The 17,541-nt window shown below is 49.0% G+C and carries 14 protein-coding genes; 5 read left to right on the forward strand and 9 right to left on the reverse strand.

The features are described from left to right. The first annotated feature begins 26 nt into the window (after positions 1-26). Positions 27-1,217: an enoyl-ACP reductase FabV gene (fabV, locus tag K7P76_RS12085; protein ID WP_232185549.1), complete on the forward strand. Its 1,191-nt coding sequence runs from the start codon at positions 27-29 to the stop codon at positions 1,215-1,217. A gap of 59 nt (positions 1,218-1,276) precedes the next feature. On the opposite strand, the gene K7P76_RS12090 is transcribed toward fabV, so the two are convergent. Both K7P76_RS12090 and tnpB read right to left on the reverse strand, forming a co-directional pair. Continuing rightward, the gene (locus tag K7P76_RS12090; protein WP_232185550.1) at positions 1,277-1,861 is read right to left on the reverse strand and encodes a Uma2 family endonuclease; all 585 of its coding nucleotides are present in this window, start codon (positions 1,859-1,861) and stop codon (positions 1,277-1,279) included. Positions 1,862-2,013: 152 nt separating this feature from the next. Further along, entirely contained in the window at positions 2,014-3,123 is a 1,110-nt protein-coding gene (tnpB, locus tag K7P76_RS12095) for an IS200/IS605 family element RNA-guided endonuclease TnpB (RefSeq protein ID WP_232185685.1), read from the reverse strand. Between the two features lie 252 nt (positions 3,124-3,375). Between tnpB and K7P76_RS12100 the strand changes: the two genes are divergently transcribed. Then, positions 3,376-4,119, forward strand: coding sequence for an MBL fold metallo-hydrolase (locus K7P76_RS12100; protein WP_232185551.1), 744 nt, complete (start codon positions 3,376-3,378; stop codon positions 4,117-4,119). A gap of 59 nt (positions 4,120-4,178) precedes the next feature. Here K7P76_RS12100 and K7P76_RS12105 read toward each other — a convergent pair whose 3' ends face one another. Then, positions 4,179-4,511 carry a DUF4190 domain-containing protein gene (locus K7P76_RS12105; protein WP_232185552.1) on the reverse strand — a complete coding sequence of 111 codons (333 nt, stop codon included), beginning with the start codon at positions 4,509-4,511 and terminating at the stop codon, positions 4,179-4,181. Positions 4,512-4,640: 129 nt separating this feature from the next. Between K7P76_RS12105 and K7P76_RS12110 the strand changes: the two genes are divergently transcribed. Continuing rightward, a complete protein-coding gene (locus K7P76_RS12110; RefSeq protein WP_232185553.1) occupies positions 4,641-5,474 on the forward strand; it encodes an HAD-IIB family hydrolase in 834 nt (277 codons plus the stop codon). Here the strand turns inward: K7P76_RS12110 and K7P76_RS12115 are convergent. The 4 genes from K7P76_RS12115 to fabF form a co-directional block, all read right to left on the reverse strand. Next, a complete protein-coding gene (locus tag K7P76_RS12115; RefSeq protein ID WP_232185554.1) occupies positions 5,466-6,077 on the reverse strand; it encodes a M15 family metallopeptidase in 612 nt (203 codons plus the stop codon). The two genes, K7P76_RS12110 and K7P76_RS12115, sit on opposite strands and share 9 nt — an antisense overlap. A gap of 470 nt (positions 6,078-6,547) precedes the next feature. Continuing rightward, positions 6,548-7,828, reverse strand: coding sequence for a group II intron reverse transcriptase/maturase (gene ltrA, locus K7P76_RS12120; RefSeq protein WP_232185555.1), 1,281 nt, complete (start codon positions 7,826-7,828; stop codon positions 6,548-6,550). A 724-nt stretch (positions 7,829-8,552) separates the two neighbouring features. After that, the gene (gene murI / locus K7P76_RS12125) at positions 8,553-9,344 is read right to left on the reverse strand and encodes a glutamate racemase (protein ID WP_232185556.1); all 792 of its coding nucleotides are present in this window, start codon (positions 9,342-9,344) and stop codon (positions 8,553-8,555) included. 115 nt (positions 9,345-9,459) lie between these two features. Continuing rightward, positions 9,460-10,698 (reverse strand): beta-ketoacyl-ACP synthase II, encoded by a 1,239-nt coding sequence (gene fabF, locus K7P76_RS12130; protein ID WP_232185557.1) that lies wholly within the window; start codon positions 10,696-10,698, stop codon positions 9,460-9,462. A gap of 126 nt (positions 10,699-10,824) precedes the next feature. Here fabF and K7P76_RS12135 point away from each other — a divergent pair, with 126 nt between their 5' ends. Both K7P76_RS12135 and K7P76_RS12140 read left to right on the forward strand, forming a co-directional pair. Further along, on the forward strand, positions 10,825-11,667 hold the full coding sequence (locus K7P76_RS12135) for a helix-turn-helix transcriptional regulator (protein ID WP_232185558.1): 843 nt from the start codon (positions 10,825-10,827) through the stop codon (positions 11,665-11,667). Between the two features lie 5 nt (positions 11,668-11,672). After that, positions 11,673-12,434, forward strand: a complete 762-nt coding sequence (locus tag K7P76_RS12140; protein WP_232185559.1) for an exodeoxyribonuclease III — start codon at positions 11,673-11,675, stop codon at positions 12,432-12,434. 101 nt (positions 12,435-12,535) lie between these two features. Here the strand turns inward: K7P76_RS12140 and K7P76_RS12145 are convergent, their stop codons facing one another. Together K7P76_RS12145 and K7P76_RS33440 are read right to left on the reverse strand one after the other, a co-directional pair. Beyond that, the gene (locus tag K7P76_RS12145; protein ID WP_232185560.1) at positions 12,536-15,988 is read right to left on the reverse strand and encodes a copper amine oxidase N-terminal domain-containing protein; all 3,453 of its coding nucleotides are present in this window, start codon (positions 15,986-15,988) and stop codon (positions 12,536-12,538) included. A gap of 108 nt (positions 15,989-16,096) precedes the next feature. Beyond that, positions 16,097-17,215: an HD-GYP domain-containing protein gene (locus K7P76_RS33440; RefSeq protein ID WP_232185561.1), complete on the reverse strand. Its 1,119-nt coding sequence runs from the start codon at positions 17,213-17,215 to the stop codon at positions 16,097-16,099. Positions 17,216-17,541 lie beyond the last annotated feature (326 nt).

Below are 17,541 nucleotides of genomic sequence, written 5' to 3' on the forward strand. Positions count from 1 at the left end.
TCGAGCTACGAAAGGAATTTAAGCAAATGATCATCAAACCAAGAACACGCGGTTTTATTTGCACGACCGCGCACCCTCAAGGCTGTGCCGCCCAAGTGCAGCAACAAGTGAACTACGTTCAAGAGCAACCGGCTATTAATGGTCCCCGCAATGTGCTTGTTATCGGCGCATCTGCCGGATTTGGACTTGCATCGCGCATCGTCGCGGCTTTCGGAGCAAACGCCAATACTGTCGGTATTTACCGACAAGGAGAGAAAGGCGGCGGACGGACGGCATCTGCCGGCTGGTACAATTCGGCTGCATTCGAGTTGGCGGCGCAAGAAGCCGGACTCAAATCTTTCAGCGTTACCGGAGATGCATTCTCCGACGAGACGAAGGCCAAAGCGATCGACGTCATCCGCAGCGAGCTAGGGCAGGTAGATCTAGTCGTATATAGCGTTGCTTCGGCACGGCGCACGGATCCCAAAACCGGCGAAGTGTCTAATTCGGTACTTAAACCACTCGGTCAAACTTACACTAACAAAACCGTTAACTTTCATACCGGAGAAGTCAGCATGATTACGATAGATCCGGCGACGGAACAAGAAGTACAGGAAACTATTGATGTCATGGGCGGCGAAGATTGGCAAATGTGGATTGACGCGCTGCATAAAGCCGGAGTGCTAGCGGATGGCGCGACAACGATCGCTTATTCTTATATCGGATCGAAAATTACGCAAGCGATCTACCGGGAAGGAACGATCGGCCGGGCGAAGGACCATCTTGAGACTACCGCAAAAACATTAAATGAGCAGTTGGGAGCAACCGGCGGCCGGGCATTCGTAACGGTCTGCAAAGCGCTCGTTACGCAATCCAGCTCCGCCATTCCGGTCGTGCCGCTCTACATTTCCGCCCTGTACAAGGTCATGAAGGAAAAAGGACTGCATGAAGGCTGCATCGAGCAAACGTACCGCTTGTTTGCCGCGCGTCTGTATTCTCAGGAAACGACGCCGGTTGACGAAGAAGGCCGTATCCGGATCGACGATTGGGAACTGCGTGAGGATGTGCAAAAAGAGGTCGCAAAGATCTGGGACGAGCTGTCAACGGATAACATTGGACAATTGACGGATCTTGCGGGCTATCGGCGCGAGTTTTTTCAACTATTCGGCTTCGAAACCGACGGTATCGATTACGACGCAGACATCGATCCGGAAGTAAGCATTCCGAATTTGAGCTAAGACTACTCATCCATTCTACGAAACAAATGGCCGGGCCCCCTTAAGGGACCGGCCACTTTTTATCTCAAAATAATCCCCTGACTGACTTTGAAACCGACACAAGGCAACCGAGTCGATGTAACCGTCTCTTCCGCGCCGAATACATCCTGCAGTTCATAAGGGGCTCCCTCGCTAATCAACACGTACTGTTCAATGGTGACATTCAACGGGTCGACAATCCAATACTCAGGCACGTTAAATTGCGCATAACTCCGAAACTTCATAACCCGGTCGCGCTTAATTGTCGATGGAGAGAGAATTTCCACCACAAGGTCGGGAGGACCGACAACAGCGTGCTCTTGAATAATAGCGGCACGGGAACGATGGATCATTAGGATATCCGGCTGCCTTGTTTCCTGGTCTGATAAAATCACGTCTACGGGCGCATACATAATGATGTACTCGTTCTCGCATGAATCTGTAAGTATTCTCTCGATCTGATGGCTTATGCGCTGGTGAGTCGTGGTTGGAGAAGGTTTTAATTCCAATATTCCGGCTATAATCTCATATTGGTTGCCATCTTCCGGCAATTCCAAATAATCCTCTACGTTCCATCCCGATTCTTTGATCAAATGCGGCTTTTCCGGTTTTTTATCGTAGGTCAATCCAAGTCCCCCCTACTTTTCCCTTATTTATTCAGTATACCGCCTAATATTGAACACTCCCGCCACCTGCGTTGAACGCTAAGGTGGGGATTCTTGGGTAATCGCACCTATCGGTCCGAACTTGACCAAGCGATCCCTGCCGTTCCGACAGTTCAGGCAGTCTTCGCTGCCAAACGCAATCCTTCTTTCTCAATGTTCTGGCTGGCGTTCTTGTCCCGATCGTGGCGGCTTCCGCATACCGGGCAATCCCACTCCCGCAGCGACAAGTCCTTCACTTCCGGGTTACGATGCCCGCAGCTTGAACACAGTTGGCTGGATGGATAATCTTTCGCCACCACACTTATCGTACGTCCGTACCATTTTGCTTTGTACTCCAGCATCGTCCTGCACATTGACCACGACACTTCGGATATTGCCTTGGCTAATCTTCCGTTTTGCAGCATGTCCGATACCTGCAAATCCTCCAGACAGATCGTTTGGTTTTCACGTATCCATCGGGTGGTGATTTGGTGCAGGAAATCATTTCGGCTGTTCGCGATTTTCTCATGGATCATGGCTACCTTCCGCTTGGCGCGGTGCCAGTTGGCTCCTTCTGGCTTGCGGCGCGACAGGAGGAGCTGCCAGTGCGCCAGCCTTCTCTCCCGCTTTCGCAGATGCTTGGGGTTAATCTCATCTTCCCCGCGGCTGCAAACGGCAAATTTCTTCAGCCCGAAGTCGATTCCAATGGCGGTGTCCCGCTTGGGCAAAGGTACGATGTCCACCTCGCAGACGATGGAGACGAAGTACTTGCCCGTTGCGCTCCGTCTTACGGTAGCCGACAAGATACGTCCTTCCGCTTCGCGCGATTTCGCAAAACGGACCCATCCGAGTTTCGGCAGCTTCAACTCTGTATCCCGGATCGCAATATTATCGTTCGTGAATCTCGTGGTGTAGGATTGAACCGGATTTTTGCGGCTTTTGAAACGGGGAGCCTCGTTTTGTTTACGGAAGAAGCGGTCGAACGAATCCGCCAGATAGCGGACGGAAGATTGAAGCGCAATACTGTCTACTTCCTTGAGCCAGTCAAAGGATTGTTTGAGCGCAGGAATGCCTTTCGCGCATTGGTGATAAGACAAACCTGTTCCCGTCTCGTTGTACGATTCATTCCATTTGGCGAGAAAGTGATTGAACACAAAGCGGGAACACCCAAACATCTTGTGAATGAGGGTCATTTGCTCGGGTGTTGGATAGAGGCGAAAGCGAAACGCTTTTGGGTGCGGCATAAGAACTTTGTTCACCTCCTCCTACGTAGATGGTTCACCTCTCTATTGTAGCACAAACGTTCCCATTCAAGTGCAAATAGCAAAGCTTAACACCACCGATTCATCCCCCTCTTACTTCGTAGAAGAGGGAGTCTTCTCGACTAGATGATAAACTAGCCAAACTTCTCCACGAATTTGACTCGCGTATCGCTACAAGAGTATCGTAAAACACAAGGTTGTTAATCGAATCAACGAGACTGGAGGTTCAACTTAATGAGGATCGCACAAGGAATCGAAATGTTCGAGTTAACATCGAACACCGGCGGAGCGTCGTATCACCCGACGGTCTTATACGATGATGCTTCCTTAGTTTTGGTAGATACGGGTCTTCCCGGCAATTACGCGAGGGTTATGGAACTTATACGTAAATCGGGAGTGCCAACAGACAATCTAAGCGCTATCGTGCTCACGCATCAGGATATCGACCACATTGGGAGCCTGCCGCAGTTCATTGCCGCTCGCGGTAATGGGAAGAAACCCGACATCTATGCCCACGAGGCCGACAAACCTTATATCGACGGCGACAAACCGCTAATAAAAGTGCCTGAAGAGCGGTTAAACATGATTCTAGGGCAGCTTCCGGAAGAAGAAGCACGTCAGTATCGAGCCGTCTTCTCAGCATCCTCTCCGGCGAACGTCAACCGAACGTTATCGGATGGGGAAACGCTGCTCTTCGGAGGAGGCACGACTGTGATCTACACACCAGGCCATACTCCGGGACACGTTAGCCTCTACCATCAACCAAGCAAAACCTTGATCGCCGGAGATGCCATGATCGTAAAGGATGGTCAGCTGCAAGGGCCTAATCCCGGATTTACTCCCGATCTCAAACTTGCGCATCGGTCGCTCGGGAAATTAGCCGCGTACGACATCGATACGGTCATTTGTTACCATGGCGGCACCTACAACAATCGCGCTAACGAACGGATTGCGGAATTAGCTTCACAGGCGATCTGATTCATAAAAAATGGCCGGGTTACCTCCAAGAAGAGGGTTCCGGCCTGTTTTTTATTCAATTAGAAGTTGACTGACGATCCCTGGAAGGCAGCAAAAGCAAAGACGAAGAAAATGAGAATGAGAGCATAGATGGCTGTGCCGACAATGCCGCATACTAGTCCGGCTATTGCCATTCCGCGGCCTTGTTCTTGGTTATTTCTGATTTCCTTCAGAGATATTGAAGCAAATATAATCGCGATAATTCCAATGATGAAGCCTAGATAAGGAACGACAATCGCAAGTATGCCTAGCACCATCGCGGCAATGGATTTGCCATTCGTTTTAGGAGGAACGTACTGCTGTGGAACCGGTGAAAAATGATGGGACTTCGGATCGTTGTTATAAGGGTCCATAGAAATCCTCCTAATTGATATTTATGACCATTATACTCAAATTGGATTAACAAGATATATTTATTTAGGCAGGCAGGATTAGACAACGCTATTCATCATACATCGGGGGTCTAGGAGGTCTCTAATTTCATGCGAAAATACTTTCTCACCGATCTTGATGGCACCTTACTCCGATCGGATGCATCCTTATCCATGTATACCATCGAGGTCCTATGTGAAGCTTTGAATAATAACGTTGTCGTGAGCTATGCAACGGCTAGAAGCTACATAAGTTCCCATAACATCGTTTCTGTCGTACCTTGGAGATATCCTATCGTCCTCTATAACGGAGCCGTAATTTTCGATCCGATTACAAAGAACGTAATGGGCGGATATTGGCTCGATAGGGATATCGCGAATGAAATTATCGGACTGGGGAGAGAAATAAACCTTCTTCCATTCTTATTTGCTCTGGATGAAGAAGACAAGGAACGGGTATTGCATGAAAAATTGATTCGAGCGGGTGATTTGCAATTTTACGAAAGCCGTCCAAATGATCCTAGGTTCTTGGAATCCATTTCTTTGGAATGCCCCGAATCGTTTAGAACTCTCATTATTACCTACATCGGATTGCTGGAAGAGCTCGAACCCTTGAAGGCTAACGTAGAACGGAGATTCCCTGCCGAGATCCATACTCACTTCATGAAAGACCCCTATATCGAGAATCACTATTTCCTTGAATTTAGCCACAAGAATGCCAATAAAAAAGAAGGGCTAAGGATATGGTCTCAGCTTATGAACTGCGCCCCTGAAGAAGTCACCGTATTCGGCGATAACCTGAACGATCTGGGGATGTTCGAATTAGCCGGGACAAGCATCGCGGTCGCGAACGCCCATCCTAAACTGTTAGATATGACATCAAGCAGGATAGGAAGCAACGATGAAGATGCGGTTGCTGATTATATAAATAGAAATCTACCCTGACTTCGTGCCTTGCTCTGGCGGCCTCCATCCCCGCTGAAGCTCCTGAATGGAATATCCGAATTCCATCTGCAGGTGGGGATAATCGGGAAAGCTTTCCCAATCCCCGCCCCAGGTAAAACCCAGCCGCTTCGCTATCGCCACGACTTCCATCCAGTCCGATTTACCGTTTCCGTTCCCGTCGTACTTCATATCCCAGATCGCTTTGCCCTTAGGGGTAAGCAGCGCGAAATCGATCGCGAGACCATAGTTATGGTACGATTGCCCGCCTTTAACCTGGGTTACGATGGAGCCTTCGTCGCTACGTCCTTTACGGTACAATGCATCCTGTTCCTCTGAGCTGCGGAAATCGCTCGTTATCAGAACTTGTATTCCTATGTTCTTACTCATTGCGATCAGCTTTTCTTTGTTGGCGGCCACCACGGGATGCAGCTGCGTTATCGCGGGAACTTCACGAAACCACCCAATCGGCATCCAACGCCCTAATAGCTGGGTTTCTGCACCTAGCAGGTAAACTACCATCGTCGCCAGCACGGACAACAACAGCCATTTACCGCGTTTCTTCCCTATGACTCGGGTTTGGGCTTTGGGAATGACTACGCTCATTTCTATGCCTCATTCCTTGCTTCTTTAATCTATCATTGTCAGCCTAGAGGACTCCCACTTCCTTAAGTGGTGAGGTGAATCGGCTCTTCTTGAATCTGCCCGAAAATCAGGTGTTGATGTTGTGGGCAAATAAGGTATATAATTGATGGGAACATACGTTCCTTGACAATTGAACATATGAGGTTGTAGCAGGTACACATTGGCTCTGCTACGTAAAATGTTCAAGCCACCAATAGAGCCGAAGAAGCGCTCATGATTCTAAGGAATCCTGCAGTTGGCTCAAAAGTACTCCCAAAGGCTCGACCAATGGGATAGAGGGGTTGGGTGTCAAAACACACCACCGGTCGAGTAGGCGGGGTCTCTCCTTCGCGGATTGTACCCCATACCCCTCACAGATCCGTACGTGCGGAATTCCCGCATACGGCTCCTCACATCACCATTCACAGATTGGGTTAGTCATAGATATTGACTTAGATTCGAGGCTTTGGCAGTCTGAATACCTTTAGTACTTCGCGAAACCTCTCCCAAGTAAAACTATTGCGCTGACTTCTTCGGTTCATCCATTTGTACATCAGGTTTATGGTGTGGTTATAATAGGAATCCATCTTCTCATAATTGTCCGTGATTCCATAGTACCGGTAATGCCCTGTTAGTTTGGCTCGGATCGTTTTGAGAAACTCCTGCTGTTCCATATGCCGATTAAACCTGATCCAAATCTTCATTGCCTTAACCTTCTGTTTGAATTTCTTTCCGCTTGTCTGTCGCTTCACTCGGAAGGTACCTTTTTGGCTCTTTGAGCAGAAGTGGGTGAATCCCAGGAAGTCGAATGTTTTCGGCTTACCTTTCTCCCGCTTTCTCCTGTTTTCTTCCGCAAAACGTCCAAATTCGATGATCTTCGTTTTCTCTTCTGCTACATTCAGCTTGAACTTATCGAGCCTTAATAGAAGTGCGGCATAGAATCTCTCCGCATCCTCTTTGTATTGGAAGCAACATACGAAGTCATCAGCGAAGCGCACGATTTCTGCTTGCCCTCTGCATTGTTTCTTGACCGTGACCGCGAACCAGATGTCCAATACATAGTGCAGATAGACATTCGCAAGTATGGGTGAAACCACAGAACCCTGTGGAGTCCCTTCTTCGGTTGGTTCGAATTCCCCTTCTTCTTGTATGCCTGCTTTCAACATCCGTCTAACAAGACGGAGAATATTGGGGTCTGCGATCCGCATTTCGAGAAATTTCATTAGCCATTCATGGTCGACGTGGTTGAAGAATCCCTTAATATCCGCGTCTACCACATAACTGATCTTCCCGTTTTGAATGATCTTGGTCAGTTTCTTCAGTGCATCGTGCATGCTTCTTTTCGGGCGAAATCCATAGGAAAAGTCCATGAAGTCTTGTTCATAAATGGCTTCTAACACGTTCTTCAGCGCATGCTGTACTAGCTTGTCCTCGTAGGCAGGTATTCCGAGCGGGCGCATGCTTTTCTCATCCTTGGGGATGTAGGTTCTTCTCGCGGGCTGCGGTCTGTAGCTTTTCTGTTTCAGCCGTCCCACTAAGTTCTCTACATTCGCCTCTAAGTTCACCTCATACTTTTCTTTGGTGACTCCGTCGACTCCCGTTGCCTTCCCTGGTTCCATCTCTTCGTGGCTTTCCATTAATGCCTTGGCATCGATGAAATGACCGATAGAGGTGAATCTTACCTTCGGGTCGGCTTTTGCCATCTCTGCTATTCTTGTTAATTTCGTTTCCATTTCTTCTCCACCTCGGTGTGTGGTAAATGTGTCCTTACCAAGATCGATGTTGTGTCGCCTGCCTTTCCTCCACCAACATTACATTGGCTTCACAGGTACTACGCGGCGATCCGACTCCCTGACTGCCGTTTGCCATCCTCACGTTTTACGGCTTGTTTGACATACTTCTGTAGTTGTTCCTAAAAGAGTACTTTACTTGCAGAAGAGCGTCAGGGTCTCCCGAGTTGCTGAGTAACCATTGGTATACATGCCTGGCTCTTCGACCCCGGGGAAGCTTCTCCATCCTCACCTTGTCGTTTGGAGTCGTGTTGTCTTCCGGGTTGACAATCCCGTCGACCTTCCCGTTCTGTGGATTTCGGGACTCAATCACATTTCAGGCCTGCATCCTAACTGTCTACGCTTAAACGGCACTGTTACCATTGCAGTTCCAAGACTCGCTATTGGTGGCGTGGTTTTCGCCTTTCCAAGCAGGGTTTTCACCTGCGAAGTTACTCAACCTATGCTCGGTCGCTTCTGTCAACTCCACTGACGTTAAGCGTCCGTACTCGACGATACGTTAGAAACTCCCACTTCAACAGCTTTAGCTGTAAGTGGGGGAGTATTCATCTGCTCTCTTAATAACCTTAATAGCCTATCCTAATCTAGCAGTAATTATAATAGGAAAATGACAATAGCAAAGGTCGGGCAGCCCACTAGGGAGGTTCCCGACCTTGTTGACCATGATTCACACCGTTTCTTCAGCCTGAGATGTCTCCCGGATGTAATCAAGCGCCGTATGCATTTTGTCGATATAAGCGGGGTCCCCACTCGAACACATAAACCTTATTTTCCCGCTCCCGCGGCCTTCCGCGATCCCATATCGGTTTAGCAGCGCGGACAACCGTTTTACCGTTCCGGCGTTTCCGTTAACGATCTGAATATGCCCCGGCAGGATTTCGCGAAGAATATTCGTGTAGAAAGGATAATGCGTACAGCCTAGCACTACGATTCCGTAATCGTTGAGATCGTACCGGGCAAGCTTCTCCCGGAAATATTCGCCCATGATCCGTTTGTCGAACTGCAGCGATTCACAATAGTCGACGAGCTCCGGGAGGGGCAACGAATCCACGATCCCCCCTTCGTCCACGCGGGACACGAGAGCATAATACTTAGGTTGCTGCAGGGTTAGAGGAGTCGCGAATACGAGCACTCTTTTCCCCGTCGCACGGTTCATTTCCACCGCAGGTTTGACCGCCGGCTCCATGCCCACGATAGGAAGGGGATAAAGCTCTCTCAACTCGGTCACAGCAATACTGGTCGCCGTATTGCAAGCCACGACCAAAGCATCGATGCCCTCAAGCATCATCGTCCCAACGGTCTCTAGAATAAACGATCTTACATCTTCCTTGGTTTTAGTCCCATAAGGGACATGGAGGGTATCCGCCATATAAACATAATCCTCGGCAGGAAGCCGCCGGAGCGATTCCGCCAACACCGTAAGCCCGCCGATCCCCGAGTCAAAAAAGCCGATTGTCATAAGTTATCTATTCCTAATTCACGTATTAAAAGATATCCCTAGCATATCGCGATAACAGCCCCGGAGCAAGGTCTTAAAGAGTCCTGTTCACCCAAGCTGCGATTAAAGCTGGTAGTCATTCCTTATATTTTCTTATCACAATGACCGCATTATGGCCCCCGAAGCCGAAAGAATTGGACATCCCAACTTCTAGATCCGCTTTACGAGCTAAGTTCGGCACATAGTCTAAATCGCAAATCGGATCCGCCTGCTCTTGATTAATGGTTGGTGGAATGATGCCCTCCCTCAGGCTTTGGACCAATGCGATAGCTTCCAGACCGCCCGCCGCTCCGAGTGTATGGCCGATCATGGATTTGTTCGCGGTAACGGGAATCCGGTATGCATGTTCCCCGAATAACCTTTTGATGGCAAGTGTTTCCGATCTGTCGCCGACTTCCGTGCTTGTAGCATGCGCGCTGATGACATCCACCTCGCCCGGTGTTATTCCCGCTTCCAGCAGTGCCGACTTCATGGCTTGATGAGCACCGTTTCCTTCCGGATGAGTAGCTACCATATGATAAGCATCAGAACTCGCTCCATACCCGATCACCTCGGCATAAATTCGGGCATCGCGGCGCAATGCATGCGACAGAGATTCCAGAATGACGATTCCTGAGCCTTCCCCCATTACGAATCCATCCCGTCCCGCATCGAATGGGCGACTTGCCTTCGTCGGTTCATGATTCCGTGTGGATAAAGCGGTAGCATTCCCGAAGCTTGCCAATGATAGTTCCGTGACGGCCGCTTCCGCTCCCCCGGCAATGACGACATCCGCAATTCCGTATCGGATGAGCCGGAAAGCCTCGCCGATAGCCGTATTCCCTATTGAACAAGCCGTGACCGGGGATAAGCTTGGACCTAACGCACCGAGCTTGATGCTGATCATGGCTGCGGCCATGTTCGAGATGATCATCGGGATTAATGTCGGACTAACTCTCTCGGGACCCCGATTTCTAAGCACGGCCTCTTGTTCAAGAAGCGTTTGAATACCCCCTATACCCGAACCGACATATACCCCCAATCGTTCCCGATCGACCTGCTCAAGAATAAGGCCGGAATCCTCCCAAGCTTCTTCGGCAGCTGCCATGGCGAATTGGCTAAACCGGTCCATGCGTCTTGCTTCCTTGCGACCGAACCGGGCTTCCGGGTCAAAGTCCTGCACAAAACCGCCGATTCTCGTCTTATATCTGGAAGCATCGAATGTAGGTATCGATGTAACGCCCGACTCTCCCTGAACTAATCGGCTCCAATAAGTCTCGACATCATTTCCGATTGGCGAGATCGCGCCCATGCCCGTAATCATTACTCGCTCCATTGTATCCCTCCTCAATCCATAGCTACTGCTTATGTACATCATGATCTTTTATTTATCCTATTACAAGTTGTTAGTTATCATAGTATAATAAACACTATAATGCCCAGCTAAGGTGGATCTCATCGCATGACTAATCAAACGAGGCTTCAAGCGTTGTCGGCATTCTTAAAATCGCAGCGAGCTAAAGTACTTCCTCAATCCGTAGGTTTATCGACGGGAATTCGCAGAAGAACTCCCGGGCTAAGAAGAGAAGAAGTCGCTCAACTAGCGGGAGTCAGCACTACGTGGTATACCTGGCTCGAACAGGGCCGGGACATTAAAGTGTCGGCTTCGGTGTTAGATTGTGTAGCGACAGCGCTGCAACTAACGGTAGACGAACGAAAATATCTGTTTGCATTAGCATTGGAGACGGGCTCCGGAATTAACCTGCTCGACAAGGAGTTGGAGCTCCCTCAGATTAGTCCGTCTTTAAGAAGAATCCTGCAGGAGCTCAAATTCTGTCCGACCCTGATCTCCGATCGCCGATGCCGGATTGTGGGTTGGAATCAGGCAGCATCCCATGTGTTCCTGAACTTCAACGAAATTCCGGCAGAACAACGAAACATGATTCGGTTATTGTTCGTCAGGAAGGAATTTCAAAGATTAGCCGTCAATTGGGAGCAATTCGTCAAAGGTTATTTGTCTATTTTCCGTGCTTACTATGGACAATACGTCGAGGATGATTGGTACGACCGGTTCATCGCGGAGATGAAAGAGGTCCACCCTGAATTTAATTCCCTGTGGGAGCAAAGCCAGGTCAGCTCGGCCCCCGAGGTATTGCTGGAATTCCGGCATGCCAAGGCGGGAAAAATGCTGTTCCATCTCACCTCTTTGCAGGTGCAGGGCAGCGCGGATCTGCGTTGCAGCATCTACACTCCGGCCCCGGATTCAACAACGGAATTAAAGCTAAAACAACTAATGGAGGCATAAAAACAATGAAACTGGTATCCTGGAACGTCAACGGTTTGCGTGCATGCGTAAACAAAGGGTTTAACGATTACTTCAAAGAAACGGATGCTGATATTTTCTGCGTCCAAGAGACGAAGCTGCAGGAAGGGCAGATTAGCCTGGATCATGGCGAAGAATATGCGCAATTTTGGAATTATGCGATTAAGAAAGGTTATTCCGGTACAGCAGTTATTACAAGGATCAAGCCATTATCCGTTCGTTACGGTTTGGAGGAGGACAATGAGCCAGAGGGTCGGGTGCTCACGCTCGAGTTCGATGCCTTCTACCTCGTAAATGTATATACACCGAACGCCAAGCGCGATCTATCCCGTTTGGATTATAGGATGGAATGGGAAGATCGGTTTCGGGGATACCTGCAGGAATTGGACAAGCATAAACCAGTCATTGTATGCGGCGACCTGAACGTTGCCCATCAAGAAATCGATATTAAGAACGCGAAAGCCAATCGCGGCGCCTCCGGCTTCACCGTAGAAGAACGAGATAAGATGACCCGGTTGCTGGACGCCGGATTTATCGATACCTTCAGGCATTTATATCCCGATCGGACGGATGCCTATTCTTGGTGGTCGAATATGCCGGGTGTAAGGGAGCGTAACGTCGGATGGAGAATCGACTATTTTCTCGCCTCTGCAAGGCTGGCGCCCTCGATAATTGACGCAGAGATCGATTGCCACGTGATGGGCAGCGACCATTGTCCTGTCATCCTGAAAATCGAGGCTAAGGGATAAGGCTCAGTCTGGCCAGCGCGCAGATCCGGTTAGAAACTGTCAATCACGATAGAAAGGCCGGAGCCCGTCTATGGGCTTCCGGCCTTAGTTGCTTACGTAGATCATGACGGAGGTGGCGGCGCGATCAATTTCACGCTGGCACTGGAGTCGGACAACTTGCTTGCCGTTGCATTCGTACCGTCCGCTATGGAAAGAACGTATATTTTATAGAGAATATCGTATGCCAACATCGCTCCGTTTACATCCTTGCTTAAGCTTGTTAATGTCACGGACCCTATCGACTTTTCGACCTTTGTATAATACTTTGTCGTCGCATTATAGTAGCCGAGAGCCGCATTTTCAGATAATGAACCACCCGTATCAGGCACGAGAAGTACAGCGTAATGAGCTATGCCGTTCTCGCTAGCGGGGAGGGTGAAGCTGACGGCAAGTTCGTTATTGGTCCCGTTCTGCTGCGCCGTCACGCTCTGTACCTTAGGGGCTGGTACGACAGGCGTCGGGGCTAGCACGATCAGGTTGGAAGGAGCGGACAGCGAGCTTGACATACCGCCGTTTGCTACCGAAAGCACGAATACTCGATAATTAACTCCATTCTTGATAGCCGCTCCATCTACATCCGTTGCCGTAGAAGACAGCGCATGGTTTCCCGCTCCGGTTATGGGCACAGCCGTGTAAAGACCGGGATTCGCTATAGCGATCGCCTTGTTCGGATCAAAAGCGCTCGCATTAACATCCTTGACCACGAAGATACGGTATTGGCTAATATTGCTCTCATCGGCAGCTTTGGCGAATGTCACTCGCAAATCTTGGCCGTTGTTGGAATCACCCACGTCACTCGCGATAAGATTCGTTGCCACAGACACGCTGCTATTGGACAACGTGATGGCGGGAGAAGCGAGAGACAACGCATTGACGCCTAAAGAGGTTCCTCCCCCGACGGACAGGACGAATACTCTATAGCTGACACCGTTCTTAATAAATTCTCCGTTCACATCCCGTGCATCTGAAGACAACGTTAGGGTATTACCCCCTGTTTTAGAAAATGTCGTATAGTAATTGTTATTGGTAATCGCATTCGCCGCCGCTAAGTTAAAAGCGCCAGCATTGCTATTCTTGACCGCGAAAATACGGTAATAGTCGATATTGCTCTCGTTAGCAGGCTTCGTGAAAGTCACGCGTAAATCTTGGCCGTTGTTGAATTCGCCCACGTCGCTTACGCTAAGATTCGTCGCTGCGGTTACGGTGCTGATAGACAGCGTGATCGCTGACGAAGCCAGAGACAATGCATTGGTGCCTGCAGAGTTTCCGCCCCCAACCGACAAGACAAATACCCGATAGCTGACGCCATTCTGGATGTAAGCCCCATTCACGTCACGAGCGCCGGAAGGCAACTCTTGACTGATATTCCCCCCGGTTTTAACAAAGGTTGAGTAATAGCTGGTCGCATTGGCCGATGCCAAGTTAAAGCCGCTTGCATTAGTTTCCTTAACCACGAAAATACGGTAGTTGCTTATATTGCTTTCATCGGCGGCTTTCGTGAAGGCAACCCGGAGATCCGCGCCGTTATTATTATCGCCTACGTCGCTGATGTAGACATTCGTTACCGCAGATACGTTGCTAGCGGTCAACGTGATCGCTGACGAAGCCTGAGACAATGCATTGGTACCCGCTGAATTTCCGCCCCCAACCGACAAGACGAATATCCGATAGCTGACACCGTTCTGGATGTAAGCCCCATTTACGTCCCGGGCGCTGGAAGACAGCACTTGGCTAATATTCCCGCCAGTTTTATATGCTGTCGTATAATAATTGCCATCGGTTATCGCATTGGCCGATGCCAAGTTAAAGCCGCTTGCATTGACATCCCTGACCACGAAAATACGATAATGGTTAATGCTGCTCTCGTCGGCGGCCTTGGTGAACGCCACTCGTAAATCTTGGCCGTTGCCGTTATCGCTTACGTCACTGACGTAGAGATTCGTTACGGCGCTAACCCTCGTATTGGATAGGGTTATGCTGGAAGATGCCGCAGACAGTACGTTCGGGTAAGAACTATTGTTCGAGACCCCCATGACGAAGACCCGGTAGGCGACACCGTTCGTAATATAACTTCCTTTTACGTCTCTCGAACTCGACGATAAGATCTGGCTAAAGCTATTTCCCGTCTTCGAGACGTCATAATATCTTCCCGAAGAAACCTTGTTAGCTTCCGTCACATTAAAGCTGCCATAATCGGCCGCTCTCACGACGAAAATCCTGTAAAAGCTAATTCGCGACTCATCCGCCGCTTTGTAGAAGCTGACCTGCAAATCACGTCCATCGCCATTGTCATTCACGTCAGCTACGTTCGTAATAATAGGAGACAGCGCCGAAGTCCCTAGCGTAACGGAAACGGAAGGCGCAGACAGGCCGTTCAATGAAACCCCGGTGTTATTGCTCAGCGAAAGAACGAAGGCGGTATAGGCTACGCCGTTCTTGATAAGTTCACCTGAAATATCTCTGGAAGAGGAGTTGTACGTAAAGCTTAACGTGCTGCTGTTTGACTTGGATACAGTAGTATAGTAGGAGCTTGACACTCCATTGGCTGTAGTAAGACCAAACTTGGCGGCATCCGTGCTCTTCACGATCATGACCCGGTAACCGGTAATGTAGCTATCATTTGACGCTTTAGTAAAGCTGACAGATAGATCCCGTCCGTCGCCATAGTCGCTCACATCGGTAATCTTTACATTCGTAGCCGCATCCACCGACGGACTGCCTGTCAAAGTTACCGATGCGGATGAATTAGAGATCGCGTAGATATCGTTGCCGACTGTCAATACAAATACTTTGTAGGCTTGTTTAGTATGGATCAAGTCTCCGTCTACATCTCTAGCCTGGGCAGATAGAGTCGTCTTCTGATTGGCGTAATAGCTGGGTACCAACGTATAATTCGAGGGCCCAACAATCTGGGCCTTGGCTAGATTAAAGGACGAGGCATTCTCCGCTTTCACGACCAAGATACGATAACTGTCCACGTTGGATTGGTCTGATGGAGGAGTAAAGCCCACTTGCATATCCCGTCCGTCGCCGTACTGACTAATTAGCGCCGCATTTACCGAAGAGGCCGCACCTACTTCTTCGACGGTGGACGTCGTGATAATTACGCTTCTGGATTTCGAGTTCCAAACGACTTCGTCTCCTAGCGATTCACTGACGAAACGGACAGGCACCATCGTTCTACCATGGATGGCGCGAGCCGGTGCATCCAAAGTGACGGTTTGATTGTTGATGGTTGCCGTCTTGGAGCCGAGCTTAAGTACGATGGTGGTATCCTTCTTCTTTGCCGTTACCGTTTGAGTCTTCTGATTCCATAGCACGATCGCATTCAAAGCTTCGAAAATCCCCCGCAATGGCACCATGGTACGACCATCAATCGCAACGGGTGCTTGATCGGTCTTAAGTACTTCTCCATCTATTATAATCTTTATTGCGGAAGCGGCCTGCGCTTCCGGTTGAACGATAACTGAAAATATCACTACGAATGCAACTAGTGTGGATATCAGCTTTTTCACAAGGCTTTTCCCCCCCCATTTTTTACCCATTTCAATCTTCCACAGCTCACGGGTCATGGTTATTAGACGCAGGAATGGGGGTATATGTTGCTTCTAAGATCACTTCCATTATTTGTTCGTAACCGTGGATCTGCAAATGTTATCGATCATAACATGGAGCGCAGTAGATAAGTTTATTTCATAGGGAGTTTTCAGTTTCTCTTCCCGTTCGTTCTGCAGAATTCTTACGACGGGTCTCGACGGAATGGACTGATTTTGTCGGCAAATCACTCCTCTTTCTCCCGTACTCAATTTAACGCTTAGGCCTACCGGAAAAATAGCTACTTTATTCCGGAATAGGGTTACTTTTTTGATATCGTAAAGACTGCCGGCATTCGCATAAAGGATTTCCAAGGCGTGGTGCGGCGCGATCGAGTTGCGATATGCTCGCGGATGGGTCATCGCATCGTAGGAATCGAGAAGGCCGATCCAGCGAGCGTAATCATGAATTTGCGTATCTCTAAGTTTAAACGGATATCCGCTGCCATCGATCCGTTCGTGATGCTGCAACGCGCAAGTTGCCGCCAGCAGAGGAATACCCGTATTTTCCTTAAGCATGTTGAAGCCGATTTCCGTATGTTTTTTTACCTCCGCATATTCACCCGTTGTAAGATTAGAGCTGCTTAGCAACAATTTAGGCGGGATTTGAATGTTGCCTATATCGTGAAGAAGAGCACCAAGGCCCAACTCGAACAATTCATTCTTGGAATAGCCCTGCAACATTGCTAATTTTGTAGAATAAACACACACGTTTATGGCATTCTGGCAGAAATGCTGTTCCAATCTTGTTGCAGGAGCCACGTTCTGTGTCATTAGCGAAACGAGATTCCGCTTATTATAGCTTAAATCTTCTATGACTCTGGACATTCCCTCGAACAGCATGCGGGTAATAGGCGACATCTGATTCGTACTGCGGATGGATGAGGTTATGCTGAATTTCGCATAAACGCTCAACAACGTCCTGCGGAGCAGTGCACGCGTCTCTTCCCGGATCGAATCCTCCAATGGGATGTCTTCGGTCTGCTCATCCTCTATATATAAGTAATCGATTCCCATACGAATCAATTTGGTAATCATAAGTTGCGACAGCTTAACATGATATCCGAGCATCACATGACCGCTTTCGGAAATAACCGCTTTACCGAGACGCATCCCTGGAAGGCATTGGGCTATAGGAACTATAATCACAACTTATTTCCTTCCCTCAATGATAGATTTGTCCTATGAATGTTGACGACAATTTCAGTATAAGGACAAGAACTTAAATAATCTGTTGGATACTGTCATACAAAAAAATAAATTTCATTCGGCTATCATCAGGATGGCACAACGACAAAAAAGGCTGCGATAGGTCCCCTACTCGCAACCTGTCGCAGCCCACGCGCCCATGCCGGACATGACTTCTCGGTTATTTCTCTTTGCCAGATATCTGTAACCGGCTCTGCCTCCAGTTAGCTAAAATGAATTAATCGGAATGATATCAACCCTAAGGTCAGTTTCCAACGCAAATCGAA

Origin of the sequence: Cohnella silvisoli, assembly GCF_021190915.1 — a bacterium.
GTDB lineage: Bacteria > Bacillota > Bacilli > Paenibacillales > Paenibacillaceae > Cohnella > Cohnella silvisoli.

Coding starts and splice junctions, on each gene's coding strand:
- K7P76_RS12140 (WP_232185559.1), top strand. CDS start 11,673: ATGAAACTGGTATCCTGGAACGTCAACGGTTTGCGTGCATGCGTAAAC.
- tnpB (WP_232185685.1), bottom strand. CDS start 3,123: ATGCCGCACCCAAAAGCGTTTCGCTTTCGCCTCTATCCAACACCCGAG.
- K7P76_RS12115 (WP_232185554.1), bottom strand. CDS start 6,077: ATGAGCGTAGTCATTCCCAAAGCCCAAACCCGAGTCATAGGGAAGAAA.
- ltrA (WP_232185555.1), bottom strand. CDS start 7,828: ATGGAAACGAAATTAACAAGAATAGCAGAGATGGCAAAAGCCGACCCG.
- fabV (WP_232185549.1), top strand. CDS start 27: ATGATCATCAAACCAAGAACACGCGGTTTTATTTGCACGACCGCGCAC.
- fabF (WP_232185557.1), bottom strand. CDS start 10,698: ATGGAGCGAGTAATGATTACGGGCATGGGCGCGATCTCGCCAATCGGA.
- K7P76_RS12110 (WP_232185553.1), top strand. CDS start 4,641: ATGCGAAAATACTTTCTCACCGATCTTGATGGCACCTTACTCCGATCG.
- K7P76_RS12105 (WP_232185552.1), bottom strand. CDS start 4,511: ATGGACCCTTATAACAACGATCCGAAGTCCCATCATTTTTCACCGGTT.
- murI (WP_232185556.1), bottom strand. CDS start 9,344: ATGACAATCGGCTTTTTTGACTCGGGGATCGGCGGGCTTACGGTGTTG.
- K7P76_RS12135 (WP_232185558.1), top strand. CDS start 10,825: ATGACTAATCAAACGAGGCTTCAAGCGTTGTCGGCATTCTTAAAATCG.
- K7P76_RS12100 (WP_232185551.1), top strand. CDS start 3,376: ATGAGGATCGCACAAGGAATCGAAATGTTCGAGTTAACATCGAACACC.